The 18,911-nt window shown below is 49.4% G+C and carries 20 protein-coding genes and 1 tRNA gene; 18 read left to right on the forward strand and 3 right to left on the reverse strand.

Annotated features, from left to right (window positions below; genetic code table 11):
• The first annotated feature begins 54 nt into the window (after positions 1 to 54).
• Both QQL65_RS07480 and QQL65_RS07485 read left to right on the forward strand, forming a co-directional pair.
• A complete protein-coding gene (locus tag QQL65_RS07480; protein ID WP_284363247.1) occupies positions 55 to 579 on the forward strand; it encodes a TRAP transporter small permease in 525 nt (174 codons plus the stop codon).
• Positions 572 to 1,927: a TRAP transporter large permease gene (locus QQL65_RS07485; RefSeq protein ID WP_284363249.1), complete on the forward strand. Its 1,356-nt coding sequence runs from the start codon at positions 572 to 574 to the stop codon at positions 1,925 to 1,927. Before QQL65_RS07480 ends, QQL65_RS07485 begins: the two co-directional genes overlap by 8 nt.
• A gap of 17 nt (positions 1,928 to 1,944) precedes the next feature.
• On the opposite strand, the gene QQL65_RS07490 is transcribed toward QQL65_RS07485, so the two are convergent.
• Positions 1,945 to 2,031 (reverse strand) — tRNA-Leu (locus QQL65_RS07490).
• 198 nt (positions 2,032 to 2,229) lie between these two features.
• Between QQL65_RS07490 and QQL65_RS07495 the strand changes: the two genes are divergently transcribed.
• Complete coding sequence (locus tag QQL65_RS07495) at positions 2,230 to 3,204, forward strand: complex I NDUFA9 subunit family protein (protein WP_284363251.1); 975 nt, start codon at positions 2,230 to 2,232, stop codon at positions 3,202 to 3,204.
• A 22-nt stretch (positions 3,205 to 3,226) separates the two neighbouring features.
• On the opposite strand, the gene QQL65_RS07500 is transcribed toward QQL65_RS07495, so the two are convergent.
• Positions 3,227 to 4,039 carry an undecaprenyl-diphosphate phosphatase gene (locus QQL65_RS07500; protein WP_284363253.1) on the reverse strand — a complete coding sequence of 271 codons (813 nt, stop codon included), beginning with the start codon at positions 4,037 to 4,039 and terminating at the stop codon, positions 3,227 to 3,229.
• A 118-nt stretch (positions 4,040 to 4,157) separates the two neighbouring features.
• On the opposite strand from QQL65_RS07500, the gene QQL65_RS07505 reads away from it, so the two are divergent.
• The 3 genes from QQL65_RS07505 to QQL65_RS07515 are packed head-to-tail and all read left to right on the forward strand — an operon-like array spanning position 4,158 to position 6,820.
• A complete protein-coding gene (locus QQL65_RS07505; RefSeq protein ID WP_284363255.1) occupies positions 4,158 to 4,835 on the forward strand; it encodes a glutathione S-transferase family protein in 678 nt (225 codons plus the stop codon).
• A gap of 5 nt (positions 4,836 to 4,840) precedes the next feature.
• The gene (queG, locus tag QQL65_RS07510) at positions 4,841 to 5,959 is read left to right on the forward strand and encodes a tRNA epoxyqueuosine(34) reductase QueG (protein WP_284363257.1); all 1,119 of its coding nucleotides are present in this window, start codon (positions 4,841 to 4,843) and stop codon (positions 5,957 to 5,959) included.
• 3 nt (positions 5,960 to 5,962) lie between these two features.
• A complete protein-coding gene (locus tag QQL65_RS07515) occupies positions 5,963 to 6,820 on the forward strand; it encodes an SDR family oxidoreductase (protein WP_284363259.1) in 858 nt (285 codons plus the stop codon).
• Here QQL65_RS07515 and QQL65_RS07520 read toward each other — a convergent pair.
• Positions 6,792 to 7,571: an alpha/beta hydrolase gene (locus tag QQL65_RS07520; protein ID WP_284363261.1), complete on the reverse strand. Its 780-nt coding sequence runs from the start codon at positions 7,569 to 7,571 to the stop codon at positions 6,792 to 6,794. The two genes, QQL65_RS07515 and QQL65_RS07520, sit on opposite strands and share 29 nt — an antisense overlap.
• A 162-nt stretch (positions 7,572 to 7,733) precedes the next feature.
• On the opposite strand from QQL65_RS07520, the gene infC reads away from it, so the two are divergent.
• From infC to QQL65_RS07580, 12 genes are all read left to right on the forward strand, one after another.
• A complete protein-coding gene (gene infC, locus QQL65_RS07525; RefSeq protein ID WP_284366246.1) occupies positions 7,734 to 8,279 on the forward strand; it encodes a translation initiation factor IF-3 in 546 nt (181 codons plus the stop codon).
• Between the two features lie 117 nt (positions 8,280 to 8,396).
• Positions 8,397 to 8,810, forward strand: a complete 414-nt coding sequence (locus tag QQL65_RS07530; protein ID WP_284363264.1) for a helix-turn-helix transcriptional regulator — start codon at positions 8,397 to 8,399, stop codon at positions 8,808 to 8,810.
• 82 nt (positions 8,811 to 8,892) lie between these two features.
• Positions 8,893 to 9,426: a DUF4199 domain-containing protein gene (locus QQL65_RS07535; protein ID WP_284363267.1), complete on the forward strand. Its 534-nt coding sequence runs from the start codon at positions 8,893 to 8,895 to the stop codon at positions 9,424 to 9,426.
• A gap of 11 nt (positions 9,427 to 9,437) precedes the next feature.
• Entirely contained in the window at positions 9,438 to 9,773 is a 336-nt protein-coding gene (locus QQL65_RS07540; RefSeq protein WP_284363271.1) for a VOC family protein, read from the forward strand.
• Positions 9,774 to 9,938: 165 nt separating this feature from the next.
• The gene (gene rpmI / locus QQL65_RS07545; protein ID WP_284363272.1) at positions 9,939 to 10,136 is read left to right on the forward strand and encodes a 50S ribosomal protein L35; all 198 of its coding nucleotides are present in this window, start codon (positions 9,939 to 9,941) and stop codon (positions 10,134 to 10,136) included.
• 25 nt (positions 10,137 to 10,161) lie between these two features.
• Positions 10,162 to 10,563 (forward strand): 50S ribosomal protein L20, encoded by a 402-nt coding sequence (rplT, locus tag QQL65_RS07550; RefSeq protein ID WP_284363273.1) that lies wholly within the window; start codon positions 10,162 to 10,164, stop codon positions 10,561 to 10,563.
• A 168-nt stretch (positions 10,564 to 10,731) separates the two neighbouring features.
• The gene (pheS, locus tag QQL65_RS07555) at positions 10,732 to 11,832 is read left to right on the forward strand and encodes a phenylalanine--tRNA ligase subunit alpha (RefSeq protein WP_284363274.1); all 1,101 of its coding nucleotides are present in this window, start codon (positions 10,732 to 10,734) and stop codon (positions 11,830 to 11,832) included.
• A complete protein-coding gene (locus QQL65_RS16545) occupies positions 11,829 to 12,845 on the forward strand; it encodes an ASCH domain-containing protein (protein WP_348529137.1) in 1,017 nt (338 codons plus the stop codon). The genes pheS and QQL65_RS16545 overlap by 4 nt, the downstream gene beginning before the upstream one ends.
• A gap of 4 nt (positions 12,846 to 12,849) precedes the next feature.
• On the forward strand, positions 12,850 to 15,276 hold the full coding sequence (gene pheT / locus QQL65_RS07565) for a phenylalanine--tRNA ligase subunit beta (RefSeq protein WP_284363276.1): 2,427 nt from the start codon (positions 12,850 to 12,852) through the stop codon (positions 15,274 to 15,276).
• Between the two features lie 94 nt (positions 15,277 to 15,370).
• Positions 15,371 to 16,495 (forward strand): hypothetical protein, encoded by a 1,125-nt coding sequence (locus QQL65_RS07570; protein WP_284363278.1) that lies wholly within the window; start codon positions 15,371 to 15,373, stop codon positions 16,493 to 16,495.
• A 55-nt stretch (positions 16,496 to 16,550) separates the two neighbouring features.
• Positions 16,551 to 17,663: a hypothetical protein gene (locus QQL65_RS07575; RefSeq protein ID WP_284363280.1), complete on the forward strand. Its 1,113-nt coding sequence runs from the start codon at positions 16,551 to 16,553 to the stop codon at positions 17,661 to 17,663.
• The gene (locus tag QQL65_RS07580; protein ID WP_284363281.1) at positions 17,657 to 18,898 is read left to right on the forward strand and encodes an O-antigen ligase family protein; all 1,242 of its coding nucleotides are present in this window, start codon (positions 17,657 to 17,659) and stop codon (positions 18,896 to 18,898) included. Before QQL65_RS07575 ends, QQL65_RS07580 begins: the two co-directional genes overlap by 7 nt.
• The last annotated feature ends 13 nt before the right edge of the window (positions 18,899 to 18,911 follow it).

Here is an 18,911-nt window from a genome sequence, read left to right on the forward strand (position 1 = left end):
TCAACGCGCGCAAACCCATGGAATAGAGCAAGCAACTGCTTTATGTAGTGTTCTATGTCGTTGAGTGTTGATCCATCGCAGAGTGAACCAAAAAGCCAGATACTATCTCGGCTGGTTCACTTATGGGCGATGTTCGGCGGTGTAGCGCTGTTTTTTGTTGTTGCAGTAAACTTCCTCTCAAGCCTTGGCGCGATGTTCGGCTACCCCATTCCCGGCGATCTCGAACTCACCGAGATGGGTGTCGCTATCGCTGCATTTGCCTTTTTGCCTTTTTGCCAACTGCACGGCGCAAACGTCACCGCCGATATTTTTACGGCCAAAGCATCGCCACGACTGATCGCTGCGCTTAAAGCATTTGCCAGCATGGTCGCCTTGGCTTTCTCGCTCATTCTTTTGTGGCGTATGAGCTTTGGTCTGCTGGACCAATACCGATATGGCTACACCACTTCAATTCTGCGTTTGCCCCATTGGCTGGCATTCGTCCCAATCCTCATCTCGCTTAGCCTGCTTGTTGCCACATCGATGCTTACGCTGCGGCATAGCCTGCATGAGGCCAAAACTGGTGGCGCAAATGATTGATGCATTGCTGATCGGTTTTGCCGGTCTGGGCGCGCTAGTTGTGTTGATCGTATTGCGCATGCCCGTCGCCTACGCCATGATTTTGGTTGGTGGGATCGGCGTAACACTTCTAAATGGCACTGACATATTTTTGAGCCAACTCAAAACCCTCGCCTATGGACAATTCTCCATTTACGACCTGTCGGTTTTGCCCATGTTTGTGCTGATGGGGGCACTGGCAACGCGCGCTGGATTAAGCCATGATTTGTTTCGTGCCGCAAAGGCTTGGTTCGGCCAATTTAGAGGCGGCTCCGCTATGGCCGCCGTTGCTGCTTGCGCTGGATTTGGTGCGGTCTGCGGATCGTCTTTAGCCACGGCATCCACCATGGGCAAAGTGGCGCTGCCGCAGTTGCGAGAACAGAAATACTCGGGGGCATTGGCCACCGGCACCCTCGCTGCCGGCGGTGTGTTGGGTATTCTCATCCCCCCATCGGTCGTTCTGATCATTTATTCAATTATTGTTGAAGCCAATGTTGTCACTATGTTCATGGCAGCGTTGGTTCCTGGTATATTGGCGGTGATCTTGTTCATTTTGGCCATCAGCATTTACGCGCGGATTTTCCCGGGCGCCGCGCCAAATGCCGAACGCGTTTCGACTAAAGAATGGATGGCGGCGACCTTTGGTGTTGCGCCCGTAATTGGCATATTTGGTTTGGTCATTGGCGGCATGTATCTGGGGTGGTTCAACCCAACCCCGGCCGCTGCTGTTGGCGTTGTTCTGGTGTTGGCATATGGCGGCTTGCGCAAATCCATTAGGTTCGAGCAACTCCGTGAAGCGATTGAAGAAACCGCCAAAACAACGGGCATGATCTATCTGATCTTATTGGGCGCTGAAATGCTCAAAATATTCATGTCACGTGCGGGCGTGCCACAGGCGATGGCTGAATGGATGGCCACATCTGGCCTGCCACCATTGTTGGTGCTGGGCATATTGCTCATTAGTCTCATTGCGCTTGGCTGCTTGATGGATTCTTTGTCGATGATTTTGCTCGCCATCCCGTTCTTCTGGCCCGTGCTTTTGGAACTCAATGGCGGCGATTATCAGCTCGCTGCGGGATCTGGCTTTGGCATGAGTTCCGACGAGCTCAAAATCTGGTTTGGGCTCTTGGCGTTGATTGTCGTTGAATTGGGATTAATCACGCCACCCGTCGGGCTAAATGTGTTCGTCATCTCGTCCATCGCCGAAGATGTGCCAATGTCGGAGACCTTTAAGGGTGTGTTGCCATTCTTTTTAGCCGAATTGGTTCGCGTTGGATTGCTAATCGCCTTTCCAATACTGGTGTTATGGCTGCCACGGCTGTTGATTTGATTTTTCGGGTGATGTGTTGGTGCCCTGGAGAAGACTCGAACTTCCACTTCCTTGCGAAAACTAGCACCTGAAGCTAGCGCGTCTACCAATTCCGCCACCAGGGCAACACCATCAATTTCTCTATTTATCAGGCTCTGATTTGTCAATCTGAAGGATGCCGAGCCAGCGGTAATTTGTTTGCGTCAATTATTCGCGTGTCTAAACCCTCGACAAAGCCAATAGGATCAAGCTAAACAAAGGCCAACCAAGCGTTGAGGGCTTGGCATGTCTAATCGCGCAATGGATTAAAGGTTCAAAAAAAGATGAGCGACAATGCGGGCAAATTGATCACAATTTTTGGTGGTTCTGGTTTTGTTGGGCGCCAAGTGGTGCAAGAACTTGCAAAGCAGGGACATCGCATTCGCGTGGCCGTTCGTCGTCCCGATCTTGCCGGCGATGTTAAGCCACTAGGTGGCGTTGGCCAAGTTGTGCCCATTCAAGCCAATGTGCGCTATCGCGATTCAGTTATCCGTGCAGTCAAGGGCGCAGACATTGTTATCAACCTCACGGGCATCTTGTTTGAAAGTGGAAAGCAGAATTTCCACGCTGTGCAAACCGAAGGTGCAAAGAACGTTGCTGAAGCTGCAAAAGTGGCAGGTGTTGAAACGCTTGTTCACATGTCGGCCATTGGCGCAGACAAAGACTCTCAAAGCGAATATGCGCGCTCAAAAGCTCTTGGTGAAGAAGCTGTTCTAAAAGAATTTCCAAAAGCTGTGATCATTCGCCCATCCATCATTTTTGGATTGGACGATGGCTTCTTCAATTTGTTCGGTGCGATTGCACGGCTTTCCCCAATTTTGCCATTGGTTGGTGGCGACACCAAGATGCAGCCAATTTATGTTGGTGACGTAGCCGAAGCATTTGCTGTTGCTGCAATGGGCGGCGTAAAAGGCGGCAAGGTCTACGAAATTGGTGGGCCACAAGTTGAAACAATGCGCGAACTGCTTGAGCGCCTGCTCGCAGAAACCGGCCGGAACAATCTGTTGTTGCCTGTGCCAACGCCAATTGCCAAATTCATTGGTTCGGTGCTTCAGATCTTGCCGAACCCTTGGTTGACTTCGGATCAGGTCACCTTGCTTCAATATGACAATGTGGTCTCCGAAGAAGCGCAAAAGCAGAAACGCACACTAGGCGCTTTTGGCGTTGAAGCAACGACTATGGCAGCAATTTTGCCGACTTATATGTGGCGTTTCCGCAAAAACGGCCAATATGAAGAAAATATGCCGACGACCAATTAGGTCTGTTTGATTTGGTTTGCGCTTAGCCTACGAGGCCAAGCGCAAACAACCCAACAACACCAGCGATAATTCGCCACCAGCCAAAAAGCGCAAAGCCGTATTTCGACACGAAATCCAACAGGTAGCGCACAACAATCGCCCCCACAATAAACGCAGCGGCAAAGCCGACGGCTATATCAAGTCCAGCGTCAAAAGTGATTAGATCGATATTTTTGTATAAATCATATCCAAATGCCCCTGTCATAATGGGCAGGGCAATAAAGAATGTGAATTCGGCGGCTGAGCGTTTGTCTGTGCCCATGAGCATCGAGCCAACAATTGTTGCGCCCGAACGCGAAACGCCTGGTACCAAGGCCAACATTTGAAATATGCCGATGCTAAAACAAAGCGGCAGCGGATATTCGTAAATGTCAGTGTATTTTGGCTTCAATTTCATGCGATCAACGATCAGCAAGATGATGCCACCAGTAATCAACATTGAACAAATGATGAGTGGCGTGTTGTAGAGCACCGTCTTGATATAGCCATGCAACATGACCCCAGCCAGTGCCGCTGGAACCGAAGCCAGCAATACACCCAACGCAAATTTGAGCGCATAAGGTTTGCCACGCAGGGCATCAATGGCCAAATCCAATAGTTTTTTGAAATAGATGGTCACAATTGCCAGAATTGCGCCCAATTGAATGAGTACTTCAAAAGAGCTGCCTGGGTTCTCAAATCCAAGCCATTCACCAAGTAGGAGGATATGGGCGGTGGAGGACACAGGTAAAAACTCTGTTAACCCTTCAACAATCCCGAGTAGCAGGGGCACAAAAATGCCTTGATCGGCGGCCATGAGTTCTCCTATCAATTGGCGAAAATTTGGCGCAAATTAACGTTAAGATGTTATCGTATCTCTAACGCTTTTTGCTCTCGCTGCAAAACACCAACTAAAACCACAATGGGGTCGAAAAATGTCTCAGCCAAAATTGCTCCATTATACGCTTGATCCAACGTCTCGCTTGGTGCGGCTTATGTGCGCGGAGTATGGCGTGGACGTTGAACTGGTGCACATAAAAGCGTGGCGTCGCGAACCGGATTTTTTGGAGGTCAACCCAAGTGGTGACGTCCCAGTGTTGCATGTGGATGATCAACTAACGCTGGTTGGCGCAAGTGCGGTCATTTATTTTGTCGAAGAACAATTCGGCGCACAACCTGTCTTGTTGCCAACAGATCCAATTGGCAGAGCTGAAACCCGTCGTCTTGTCGATTGGACGCTCAATAAGCTTGCAGACGACGTCACCCGTTACATTGTTGAAGAGAAGTACATCAAGAACGATTTGCCGGGTGGGACGCCAGATACATCAGTCTTACGCGCCGCAAGGGCAAATCTCACTGAGCATTTGACCTACTTCAACTATCTGTTGGCCACGCGCCGTTGGCTGGCTGGTGACGAGATGACCTTGGCCGACTTTGCATTGGCGGCTCAAATCTCGACGCTTGATTATCTTTCAGAAATGCCGTGGGACACTGTGCCGGAAGTCAAAGACTGGTATCAACGTCTCAAGTCTCGTCCTGCTTTCCGCACGCTTTTGCTGGACCGGGTAGTGGGAATGCCTGCCTCTGCAAATTACGCGGACCTTGATTTTTGAGCCAAGTGGCCACCGATAAACTCATTGTTGAGCTTAAAGCCCGTGCTGAAAAGCTCGGGTTTGTACAATTTGGCATTGGGCCAGCAGACGCGCCAGAATCCTGGCAGCAAAACCTCACAAATGCCATCTCGGAACAATGGCACGGCGATATGGAATGGATGGCCGAAACACTGGACCGTCGCATTAGTCCAAAAGCACTTTGGCCCGAGGCTAAGTCTGCAATTGTGTTGGCCTATAATTACACGCCAGATAGCAATCCAATGGATATGCTAGCGCAAACGGACAAAGGTATTGTCTCAGTTTATGCGCGCAACAAAGATTATCACGACATCATCAAAGGCAAGCTGAAAGAAATCGCCGGCGTCCTCGCTCGGCGTGGTGAGGCCGAAGTAAAGGTGTTTGTTGATACTGCACCCTTGATGGAAAAACCATTGGCGCAGCAAGCAGGCATTGGTTGGCAAGGCAAACACACGGTTTTGGTTTCAAAATCCGAAGGTTGCTGGTTGTTCCTTGGAACAATTCTCACGGACCTTGAGTTAGAAAACACAGCACCTGAAATAGACCATTGTGGTTCTTGCACAAGATGCTTGGACATATGCCCCACAAACGCATTCCCAGCGCCCTATAAGTTGGATGCACGCAAGTGCATTGCCTATCTCACCAATGAATTCAAGGGCGTGATCCCACAAGAATTTCGCAAACCAATTGGCAATCGCATTTATGGTTGTGATGACTGCTTGGCGGTTTGCCCGTGGAACAAATTTGCAAAAACCACTGCGGATCAGAAATTGCAGATGCGCGATGATTTGCGTAGCCCCGACTTGATCGAATTGGCAAAGTTAGACGATGAAGCATTTCGAAAGTTCTTTTCTGGTTCGCCGGTGAAACGTTTGGGGCGCGATGCATTTCTGCGCAACGTCCTGATTGCTATGGGAAATGCCGCGGGGCACGAAATGAGCGAACATATTGAGCCTCACACAAGTGACAAAAATCCAATTGTGCGCGGTGCTGCAATTTGGGCGCTTAAACAGCACTTGAGCGAAAACGCGTTTGATCGATACAAGGTGAGGGCCCTGAAAGGCGAAACAGACGACACTGTAATTGCCGAATGGCACGGGACATAATTGATGAAGCTATTGATTTTTGGCATGGGCTATTCTGGCAAAGCGATTGCGCAACGATGGCCAGGCGAAGTTGTTGGCACAACGCGTTCAGCCGAGCGGGTGGCTGAGCTTAAAAAAGATGGATTTGAAGCTGTAGTTTTCAATGGTCAGCTAACCGATGAGTTGGCAGCGCATTTGCGTTCCGCGACCCATATTGTGCTGTCGGCGTCACCTTCCGAACAGGGTGACCCGGTTCTGAATGCGATCCCTGATTTTTTTGAAAAAGCTGCCGCGCTAAAATGGCTGGGCTATCTTTCTACTGTTGGTGTTTATGGCGATTTCGACGGGGCTTGGATTTCGGAAGACACAAAACCAAACCCGGTTTCTAAACGCGGCAAATGGCGTGTGGACGCTGAACAGAAATGGGCAGAATATGCGCGGAAAGTTGGTGTATCTTTCGCCATATTCCGGCTCGCTGGCATCTATGGGCCAGGGCGTTCAACCTTTGACAAATTACGCAACGGTAAGTCGCGCCGGATCGTGAAGCCGGGCCAAGTTTTCAATCGTATTCATGTTGAAGACATTGCCCAAATTGTAAATGCAGCCGCCGCAATGCAGGCAACTGGTGTGTTTAACGGCGCTGACGATGAGCCAGCACCGCCAAATTTGGTGATTGAACATGCGGCCCAAATGCTTGGTATTGACCCACCACCCGAAGAGCCGTTTGAAACCGCAGACATGACGCCGATGGCGCGCTCGTTCTACGGTGATAACAAACGATGCGGCAATTCGCGGCTCAAAAAGGACCTGGGGCTGTCGTTGAAATACCCCACCTATCGCGAAGGTTTGCAGTCTATTCTTGAACAAGAGAATTCAAAATAGAGGCCATCAATTCAAGGTCTTGCGGCCGTGAAAGACGGTGATCGCCATCGGGCACAAGGGTCAGCGTTGCCTCATCTAGCATGAGATGTTGCAGCAGGCGCTGCGCATGCCCTGGTGGCACATCTGGGTCCTGCTGACCTTGCAATATATGAACCGGACAACCCGTTTCCAAAGGCGCGCCAAACAATAGGTGCTGTTCGCCATCATCCATGAGCTTCTGTGTGTAAATGTAAGGCTCTTCAGAATAGGCGCTCGGCACTTCAATGTGCCCATCGCTCTTCATTTTTGCCAATTGCTGGTCGCTAAACCGTTGCGGCACCAGTTCTTTGGTTATGTCGACCGCTGGCGCAATCAGCAGCATGGCTTTGATCAGATTGCCCTTACCGGATTTCGTCAAATGCCGATTGAGCAACATCGCCAGCCAACCGCCCATTGAAGAGCCAATCAAAATCTGCGGTCCAACTGCGTAGTTCTCAAAAACCGCTATTGCATCTTCCAGCCATGTGCTGATGCAAGCTTGCATGAAATCACCGGAGGATCGGCCATGGGCAGTATAATCAAAGCGTGTGACCGCGAGACCATTATCATGGCCAAAAGCATCAACTGCTTGAGCCTTTTGACCCGCCATATCCGAATTGTAACCGCCCAACCAAAATAGACCGGGTGAACCGCCTTCTCTGGCCAAAACCGCTAATTCGCGGGGGGATTCTTGATTGACGATCGTCAATTTGTTGAGCGGTGGTTGATCCATATGGCCGTCGATTCGCACTAAAACAGAGCTATTTGATAAAAGAGCTGCAACTATTTCGCAATCCAACAGCAAATATGCGGTTTCACGGTTGACTTTAAAGCGATTTAACCAGATTTTATGCGCGTAAATCCAAATGGTTTCACAAAAGAAGGAAAAGTCACCATTCGTCGTCCACAAAGACCCGTGCAGCCTCAAAAAGATGGCCCGCGCTCAAATCGAGAAATTACCTCCCCTGATGTTCAACTCATCGATGAAGAAGGCACCAACCACGGTACAGTGAGTACACGTGATGCATTGGAACGTGCCCGCGATGCTGGCCTTGACCTTGTGGAGATATCGCCCAACGCGAAACCGCCGGTTTGTAAGATTTTGGACTTGGGCAAGTACAAATATGCAGCTCAAAAGAAGGCGGCTGAAGCGCGCAAAAAGCAAAAGATTATTGATGTCAAAGAGATCAAGATGCGTCCAAACACGGACACGCATGATTTCGACGTTAAGATGCGTAATGTTGTGAAATTCTTGGAAGGTGGCGACAAAGTGAAAGTCACCATGCGTTTCCGTGGTCGCGAAATGGCTCACCAAGAATTGGGCCTACAATTGCTCCACAAAGTGCGCGATCAAGTTACCGAAATTTCAAAGGTTGAGGCACAGCCAAAAACCGAAGGTCGCCAAATGATTATGATCTTGGCGCCAACCGCTCAGAAATAAGCGGTGCAATCCAACGAATTTTGACGGGCCTTCGGGCCCGTTTTTTGTTTCTAACTTGAATTTTCTCGCCTTTACCGTCACCATTTTTTTGAAATGAATGCGGATTGAACAGAAACAATGCTGAAAACAATTATACGATACGGAACGGTGTTGGGCGTCCTTTTGCTTCTGTTGGAATTTTTGCGCCGTGCCAACACAGTTGGCATCGTCAGTAGTGAATTCTATCTCGCAGTTATCGCCATCGTTTTTCTCATCGGCGGCTTTGCACTGGCTTGGTCATTCATTCACTTCAAGTCAAAGCGCAGACGCCCCGCACCCGCCGCAATTCGGCATACGGACGATCTCAGCGCACGTGAGCGCGATGTGCTTTCTTATTTGGTGCATGGCTTTTCCAATGCCGAAATCGCACAATCCTTGGGCGTGACGCAAAACACGGTGAAAACCCATGTCAAAAATCTTTTCGTAAAACTTGACGTCACCAACCGTACAGAAGCTGCCGCAGAAGCGAAAATGCGCGGGTTCATAGACTGAAAAGCACCAAATTCACCCTTTTGGGTGATGACGTGGCCTTGGCTTTGCGCTGTGCTAGAGTTCTCACATCAGGGAGTGAAAAATGATCAATGCGATTTTGAAATGGGGACTGATCTGCGGCGGCGTGATGACGGTGTTTCTATATGCACCGTACTTCATGTTCTTCCAAAACGGGCCTGTTGACTATGCGATGGCCGAAGTGGCGGGCTATATCGGCATGATTGCCGCGTTGCTCGTGATTGTTCTGGCAATTAATGCGCACTTTAAAGATGCAGCGCCTGACACTAGCATTTGGCAGCGGCTAAAGCTTGGGCTTGGCGTAACGCTTATTGCCGGCGCGATATTTGGACTAACCAATAATATTTATACCTTCTGGATCAACCCAGATTTCATGAACGATTATTACGCCTACTACATTTCCCAGTTTCCGGTGCAAGAGGGCCCCGAGTTCGAAAAAGCTGTAGCGGAGGCTGAGGCGCAAAAAGAAATGTTCTCCTCGCCTATTATGCAGTTTCTAGTTATGGGCGCGACAGTCTGGATGATTGGGATTGTGGTTTCGATTTTGGCAAGTATTGGCCATTGGTATTTAACGCGCCGGAAAGCGCAAACAGCATAGAGGGTATAAAAATGGAATTAGGACGGTTTTCAGTTAGTTTGAATGTTAAGGACATCAAAAAGTCCAAAGAGTTCTATTTATCACTTGGCTTTGAAATAGTCGCAGGTGTGGAAGAGCAGAATTGGCTGGTATTGCAGAATGGCGATGCAAAGGTCGGCATCTTTCAAGGAATGTTTGATACGAATATCATGACGTTCAACCCTAAAGACATTGCGCCAATCCACAAGAAGCTTGATGAGCTAGGTGTGGAATATTCACGCCAAATGGGTGGGCAGGACTATCCGAAAATGGCCATGTTCCAAGACCCCGACGGAAACAATATCTTGATTGATCAACACGACGAGTAGATTGTTGTTACCGGCATTCGATTCAATGCTTGCATATTGGAAATAGTGGGATTATAACCCTGAACTTCAAGCGGGTCGGCCGGCCAAAGGGTATGCCGTGTTGATCCAAAATGCTGAACCCGCCTAGTGGGTTAAACCAATAGGCAAAGAATAAGGACGAGCAAAATGCCCAAACTGAAGACAAAGTCAGGCGCAAAAAAGCGCTTTAAAGTGACTGGCACTGGCAAAGTCATGGCAGCAGCAGCTGGCAAACGTCACCGTTTGATCAGCCATAATGGTAAATATATTCGCCAAAATCGTGGCACCAGTGCGATGTGCGCACAGGATGCACGTACGGTGAAAAAATTCATGCCTTACGCCTAACCACGACTTTTAAGGAAACAGTTCCATGTCACGTGTAAAAAGAGGCGTAACTTCTCACGCCCGTCATAAGAAAACAATTAAAGCTGCAAAAGGCTATTACGGCCGTCGTAAGAATACGATCCGTATTGCTAAACAGGCAGTTGAAAAAGCTGGCCAGTACGCATATCGCGACCGTAAAGCAAGAAAGCGGAATTTCCGCGCTTTGTGGATCCAGCGTATCAACGCTGCTGTGCGCGAGCATGGCCTAACATACGGTCGATTTATCGACGGCCTCAGCAAGGCTGAGGTTGCGGTGGACCGTAAAGTGCTCGCTGATTTGGCAGTACGCAACCCAGAAAGCTTCGCTGCTTTGGTTGCAACTGCAAAAAGCGCACTTGGCTACCTCAAAGAAGTTGACGCAGTAACCCACGAGCGGGTTTCAGCGTAAAGCTTTCTTCCTCACTTACTGAGGCCGAATTATAAGCCTTGTGCCGCTCCCAAAAGGGGTGGCGCAGGGCTTTGTGCATTTGTAAGGTGCGCAACAAATCACCGACAAAGAAATTAATGAGTCTAAACAGGACTCAGCTTCGATGCATGAGGGGACAAGAGGTCCAAAATGAACGACGTAATCTCACTTGATACGCTGCGCGAACAAATCACCGCCGACATTGAAAACGCAAGTGATGAGAAGGCGCTGGACGCTGTGCGTGTCGCAGCGCTTGGCAAAAAGGGTTCTGTTTCCGAGCAGCTCAAATCTTTGGGCAAAATGTCCCCAGAGGAGCGCAAAAGTGCAGGACCGGCGATCAACGGTTTGAAAAACGATATGGCGGCGCTCATTGAGGCGAAGTCTGCTGAGCTAAAAAAAGCGGCGCTGGAAGCGCGCTTGGCGTCAGAAAAAGTTGATGTGACACTGCCATTGCAGCCTGGTCCAATGCAGCGTGGTTCCATCCACCCTGTGTCGCAAACACTGGACGAGATTACAGCTATCTTTTCTGACATGGGTTTTGCGATTGCTGAAGGTCCGGACATTGAAAGCGATTACTATAATTTCACCGCGCTGAACTTCCCAGAAGGTCACCCGGCCCGTGAAATGCATGACACCTTCTTCATGAAAGCCAAAGAAGGCGACGACAACGGCAGCAAAATGGTGCTGCGCACGCACACTTCACCTGTGCAAATCCGTACAATGGAAAACCAAGAGCCACCAATCCGAGTGGTGATCCCCGGTCGCACTTATCGTTGCGACAGTGACCAGACCCACACACCAATGTTTCACCAGCTTGAAGGTTTGGTGATTGACAAATCATCGCACATTGGCCAGTTGCGCTGGGTACTAGAAGAGTTCCTCAAAGCCTATTTCGAAGTGGACAATGTAAAAACCCGCTTCCGTCCATCCTTCTTCCCGTTCACCGAGCCATCAATGGAAGTCGACGTGCAATGCGATCGTTCCGGCAAGGAAGTGAAAATTGGCGAAGGCAATGATTGGCTGGAGATTTTGGGTTGCGGCATGGTCCATCCAAATGTGATCCGCAATTGCGGACTTGATCCAGATATCTACCAAGGGTTTGCATGGGGCATGGGAATCGATCGTATCGCGATGCTGAAATATGGCATGCCTGACCTGCGCGACTTTTTCGATGCCGACAAACGTTGGATGGAGCATTATGGCTTCCGCCCTCTTGATCTACCAACATTGTTTGGGGGCCTTTCATCGTGACATCAACGTCGAACGATATGGACAATGCGGTCTATATCGTCACTGACATTGAAGCAGATGGCCTTAGCCCGTTGCGCAACTCAATGCTGAGTTTTGCATCTGTGGCGATGAACCGTCGCGGCGATTTTTTGGGTGAGTTTGAAGTCGTGTTGGAACCGCGTGCGGATCGCGAGCAGGACCCGCACACAATGGAATGGTGGAAGACCGAACCAGAGGCCTACAAAGCCGCCACGACAAATGCAGTTGCGCCAGAAAAGGCGATGGCAGACTTTGTTGCGTGGGTGAAGGGGTTTGAAGGACGTCGGGTATTTGCTGCGGCACCGCTCATTTTTGACGGCCCGTTTGTGGACCACTATCTCGATACCTATTTGGGCTTGCGGGCTTTCGCAACGCCGAACCATTCAGAAAATGTATTTGCTGGCGGCTGCGCAGACATTTACGCCATGGCGGGTGTAATCGCCAACTCGCCGCATGAAAAATGGACGACCCGTGGCGTTCCGGATAGCTGGATCGGCAACCAACCGCACACACACTACGCTATTGATGATGCCCGTGGTTTTGCCCATTTGTTGAAGCGAATTTTCATCGTTGGTGGTTTGGCCGCAAAATATCGCAATTTGGAGATTGCTGAGTTTGGCGATGGGCAAGAGTTGCGCGATGAATTGGTTGGGTTGATTGTTGAAGGCAAAAAAACGGCAACTTGCGGATCGCTCTCGATCTACGAGGAAGAGGGCGAGCCGTTGCCCAAAGTGGGAGAACAATTCATTGTTCCGGATTGGAATGGCAACCCGCGCTGCATCATCCAAGCCACATCTGTGGAAGTGAATAGCTTTGACGAAGTGGATGAAGACTTTGCGCGCGCCGAAGGCGAGGGCGACCTTTCATTTGAGTTTTGGCGCCAAGCCCACATTGATTTTTTCACCCGCAATGGCGGGTATTCACCTGATATGAAACTGGTTTGCGAACGCTTTGAATTAGTTGAAGTGTTCGAACAAGAAACGACAAAAGAGTAGACCGATGAAATTCACAATTGATTGGCTCAAAGATCATCTCGACACCAAAGCGTCAAACGATGAGATCATTGAAACCCTCACCATGATCGGCTTGGAAGTCGAAGAGGTTGAAGACCAAGCAAAAGTTTTGAACGACTTCACGGTCTGCGAAGTGATAAGTGCTGAAAAGCACCCAAATGCCGACAAATTGCGCGTCTGCATGGTTAATACAGGCTCAGGCGATCCGGTGAAGGTTGTTTGTGGCGCGCCGAACGCGCGCACAGGCATGAAGGGCGTATTTGCTGCAGTGGGCACATATGTGCCAGGCGTCGATTTCACCCTGACCAAAGGCAATATTCGGGGTGAAGAAAGTAACGGGATGTTGTGCTCTGAACGCGAGCTGATGCTGTCGGACGAACATGATGGCATTATTGATCTGCCAGAGGACGCGCCGGTTGGCACCAAATTTGTTGACTATGCAGGCATTGACGATGTGGTCGTTGATATCGCAATTACACCAAACCGAGGTGATGCAACAGGCATTTATGGCATTGCGCGCGACTTGGCTGCTGCAGGCATCGGCGAATTGAAAGACGGCATAGTGGCACCTGTTCCCGCTACGTTGAATGGGGAAGGCGACATCTCCGTTGACTTCCGCTTTGGCGAGGGCGAGCCGCAGGCTTGTAAAATGTTTGCAGGACGTTTGTTCAAAGGCGTGAAAAACGGTCCCTCACCAGAGTGGTTGCAAAAGCGCTTGATCGCGATTGGCTTGCGCCCAATTAATGCGCTTGCCGATATTACCAACTATATTTCATATGATCGCGGTCGCCCGCTGCATGCTTATGATGCTGACAAAATCAATGGTCAGTTCCATGCGCGAAACGCCAAAAAGGGTGAGAAGATTCTCGCGCTTGATGGCAAGACCTACGAACTTGACGAGACCATGTGTATCTTGGCCGACGACAATGGCCCGCTCTGTATTGGCGGCATTATGGGCGGCGAGGAAAGCGGATGTACTGAGGACACCACAAATATCTTCATGGAATGCGCTTGGTGGGAACCATTGCTAATTGCGCAAACCGGTCGTAAAACGGGCATCGTTTCGGATGCGCGCTATCGCTTGGAACGTCATGCAGACCCTGAGTTTGTATTGCCGGGCATCGAACTTGCAACCAAAATGATCTTGGAAATTTGTGGCGGCGAAGTGCACGAAGTAACCGTAGCCGGTGAAGTAAAATCACCTGAAAAAGTTATCGAGTTTCCACTAGCTGAAATCACCCGTTTGACAGGTCTGAAAGTGCCATTTGCAGAAGCAAAAGCAATTCTAACACGGCTTGGTTTCTGGGTTGCTGGTTCAGGCGATGTGGTCAAAGTTAATGTGCCTTCATATCGTCCAGACATTGAAGGCAAAGCCGATTTGGTGGAAGAAGTGATGCGAATCGTTGGCGTTGATAAAGTGCCGGTTGATCCTTTGCCTCGTCTTTCAGGCGTTGCGCCGAAAATGCTCACAACCATTCAAAACCGTCGTCGCATTGCACGTCGCACATTGGCTGCTCGCGGTTTCCACGAGGCCGTCACCTGGTCGTTCATTTCAGAAAAAGAAGCCACTTTGTTTGGCGGTGGCGCTGACGAATTGAAATTGGAAAACCCAATTGTTTCTGACCTCACAGATATGCGTCCGTCATTGTTGCCCGGTCTTTTGGCAGCCGTTGGCCGCAATGCAAATCGCGGATTTGCGGATGTGGCGCTTTTTGAGGTCGGTCAGGTCTTTAAAAATGACAGCATTGACGGTCAACTCAACTACGCAACTGGCGTACGTGCAGGCACGGCTAAGTTTGCCCAAGTTGGGCGCGACTGGCAGGGCAAAGCCAACAAAGTTGATGTGTTTGATGCAAAAGCCGATGCGCTTGGTGCTCTTGATGCGTTGGGCATGGATGTGAACAACATTCAAGTTGTGGCCGAGCCTGCCGATTGGGCCCACCCAGGACGCGCTGGTCGCTTGCAACTGGGGCCAAAAATGATCTTGGGTTGGTTTGGCGAATTGCACCCAGCGCTGATTTCCGAGCTTGATTTAACCGGACCGGTTGTTGCATTTGAATTGAACTTGGATGCAATCCCGTCACCACGTAAAAAGGCGAGCAAAGCAAAAGGCGCGTTGGACATCTCTGATTTGCAACCCGTTCGTCGCGACTTCGCCTTCCTTGCGGATCGCAATGTTGAAGCAGGTAAGCTCGTCAAAGCAGCAAATTCGGCAGACAAAAAACTAATTCAGTCCACCTCGATCTTTGACGTTTTTGAAGGCGAACATGTGGGCGAAGGTAAAAAATCTGTCGCCATTGAAGTCACATTGCAGCCACGTCAAAAAACGCTGACGGACGAAGAAATCGAAGCGGTGAGCAATAAAATCATCGCAGCGGTTGAAAAAGCAACCGGCGCGATGTTGCGCGGGTAACCAAGTTAGTAACCGTCAGTTGCAAATGAAAAGAATCGTCTCGCCGCACCCCATCTTCCTCAAACCAGAAGAAGGTTTAAGGCGACGACCGTATATGTCGGAGTTGAGTCGGCCAGACTTCTTTTGGGAGGGCTTTGACGAATTTGGACTTTTCTACGATGTTTTCCGCGACATCAATGATGCGCGCATTTGGTTTGTTGGACCAAGTCCGGCCAATTTGAAAGGCGAGTTAGAAGCAGCAATTGTTGTCGGGGACCAATCTGGCGTTGTAGCTAAACTGCAGTTTCAAAAAAGCCGGTCAGCGTGTGTAGCATATGTTGATCTTCCCGAAGAAGATGTAGGCCTGACTATGAGGATTGGGACCCAAACCCTGCGTGCCACCATAGGCAGAAACCTATCTAGCGACTTCGCTGGGATGCGCGTGTTGTGCTGCATCAATAACGACAACGATTTGAATTGGATAGCGGATTGGGCCAAGTTCTACCAAAAAGAGCATGCAGCAAATGCGGTAGTAGTCTTTGATAACAATTCGAGCAGATACACCAAGAGTGAGCTATCCGCGGCCCTTGAAGGTGTTGAGGGTTTGGATCAATCCATTGTTGTTGATTGGCCATTTCACTTCGGCACGATGGACAAGATTGCACAAGATAATGGGCAAAATGGATATGTACGCTTTGCCCAGCCGGTTATGTATATGTCGCTGTATCTTCGTATGGCGTCTAAGGCGCGTTCAATTTTAAATGTCGATATTGACGAACTTGTACTGTCCAACAAAGGTCGGTCGATATTTGAGGCGACCGAAAAGCGGTGGTTCGGGTGTACAAAGTTTCACAGATATCTCGTTGAAAATGTCTTGGCTCCCGGCAGCCCTGGTAACAATTCAGTCAGTTTTTCAGATTTTGTGTACAGAAGCCGGAAGCAACTGGGCCCGCAAGATAAATTTAAAAAGTGGGCAATGTCACCAGGGCGGGTGAAACCAAGGCAGCTTGTCGCACAACCCAATACTCATTGGGTTGACGGTGTTTGGAACCCATATCCGGTTTCACGGGAGTTCAAGTGTTATCATTTTGCAGGCATCAATACCGGCTGGCGCGCAAACACGCAAAAAGGTGAGTTGCGTGAATGGCAACATGAAAGGCATCTCGCACAAAATTTTGATCCGGAACTTCATCTAAAGGATGAAATCCTAGCCGAAAAACTAGACGAGATTTTTGGGTAAGCAAATGGACAGAGCATCAACGGGGAGTCTTCGGAACTCGCACTCTAGCAAAAAAATGGACATCAAACTGTCTACCGTGCGTTTAAATTCGAATAGCGATGTCAAACGGCTTCCTCGTTCGCCTAATCGGATCCGTCCCGAAAAGTTCATAGGTAATTTTGACGCCCAAACGCTTTATTTTGACTGTTTCTATAGCAATGACGGTGGCGAAGTGCTTTGCATTGGACCGGCACCGACGAATTTGAAGAAATACTACAAGCGAGCAACGTACCGTGCTCTACCGTCGGGTCATGACGTAAAAGCCAAACACTTCTTTTCCCTGTCAGTTATGTCGACGCGCCTACAAAATGTGCCAATAGGGACGACCCACATTGAGATGTGTTTTGCTAACGAAAACTTTCAAATTCAGGTGCAACCGTCACTTTCCAATGAATTTTCGAATGAGAATATCTTATTCACTCTTTCAAAGAACAATGATCTTGCGTGGATAAAGTATTGGGCAGATTATCACGTACGACATCACGGTGTGAGTGCTATTGTCTTTTTTGACAATGGATCAAATGCCTACAATGTTGATGCCATCCACTCCTGTCTGGCTGATATCCCTGGGTTGGAAAAAACATGTGTGATTTCAGTCCCTTATCCATATGGTTACAAAGACGATATTTTGAAAGTCAACCCATATTGGCCACAGTTTTTGCAGGTCTCGTGTATGAGTATTGTATTGCGGCGAATTGGTGTACATGCAAACTCAATTGTGAATTTGGACATCGATGAACTTGCCGTTTCTGATGGCCAAATATGTAGCTTGGTAAAATCAACAGATATAGGCATTCTTTCCATGAAAGGGGTATGGATCGAGCCAATCGCAGAGGAAGGTTCCGACCAGGTTGATCATCGCTCATTTTCAACAGTTAAAAAAAATCCAGAAGAATCGTATGTCAGTGCCGGCAAATGGGTAATTGATCCGTCACGAAAATGGCTAGCAAAACACAATGTCTTCCCGTATATGCATTGGATTGAAGGGCGTCCGCTTTTAGGTCGCCGATATATTGGGAACGCACACTTTTTGCATTTTAAAGCGATCAACACTGGCTGGAAAGTCAATCGACATAAACCCCAATTGTTTGATGACTTGATCCACGAGAAGCAGCCGATTAAATGGTAAATAGAACCCGATCTCTGCAGTCGTTCTGGCCACAATTTGGCTTGGCACTACTGTTGGCGACAACCTTTCTTATACCGCTTCTGTTCGGATCGATTTCAATTGTTTTAGCGCTTCTGCTGTCGCTTGCTGCAGCAATCAGCTTCTACTTCAGCGGTGCACGTGCGCGGTTTACCTGGCAGCCAACCCTTGCGGCGCTGCTTTGCGGGTTTATGCTTCTAGGTGTTGCCTTTGCAATCAATGCAGACACGCCAAATGATATGTCGTTTCTAGTCAGCTTTTTGGGCCTAGCTTTACCCATTCTGCTCTACCAATACCTGAACAATTTGCCTAAACCGCCTTCCTTCTTCAGGATTGCTGTTTATTGTGCACTGGGTTGTTTACTGGGATTGCTGTTTGCGCACGCGCAGCGATATGGGTTGGGAATTGGCCGTACGGTCGCAGTTTCAGCAGGTCCCAACGCGGTCGCGCGAGTAGCCGCCGTGCTTGGTTTCCTTGCCTTGGTCGGTGTTCGACCTGACCTTCGTTCTTTGTCCAATTTGGTTTTTTGCGCGGCGTGGGTTGCGTCCTTACTCATCATAATACTAGCGGGATCTCGTGGCACACTGCTTGCGGTGCCGATAATGTCGTTGGTGGCACTGGCTGTCGCCCTGCCGCAGCTATGGCGGCAATCAAAGCGGGCGACCGTCACAGTCCTGGGTGTCATTGTCGGTGTGCTTTTAATCATCGTGTATGTTGACCCAAACGGGTTTATTACCCGATTTGTGCAAACCATGGCAGAACTCGCCGCTGGCCGTCTGCCCGGGCACTCGTCTGAATTGCGGTACGAAATGTTAGTTGGCGCATGGAATGGCTTTTGGCAATCGCCGCTCGTAGGACATGGTTGGGCAGGGCATTGGGAGGCTTTGGTGTCAAATCATCCTACGCCAGAGATATTTGCGCCAGTGAAGCAATATTTCTCCTATCACAATGACGTTGCCGATTTTGCGGTTGCTGGCGGAATTCTAGGGCTCATGGCCTACGCCATCATCATTGCTGCGCCAATTATAAATCTGGCGATCGATCCGAAATTGCGCGCCAACCCCCGCGCTGTTTATGGTTTGGTTTTGTTGCCGGCTGCATACATTGTATTCGGCCTAACCGATTTTGTGTTTGGATTTGACCTTCTTACTACACTATATGGGTTCTCACTGGCCTTCCTATTGGCTGCAGCCAAAGCGTCGCAGGTTCCGAGTTAAACCAAAGGTTTGG

Source organism: Maritalea porphyrae, from assembly GCF_030159895.1.
Classification (GTDB): domain Bacteria; phylum Pseudomonadota; class Alphaproteobacteria; order Rhizobiales; family Devosiaceae; genus Maritalea; species Maritalea porphyrae.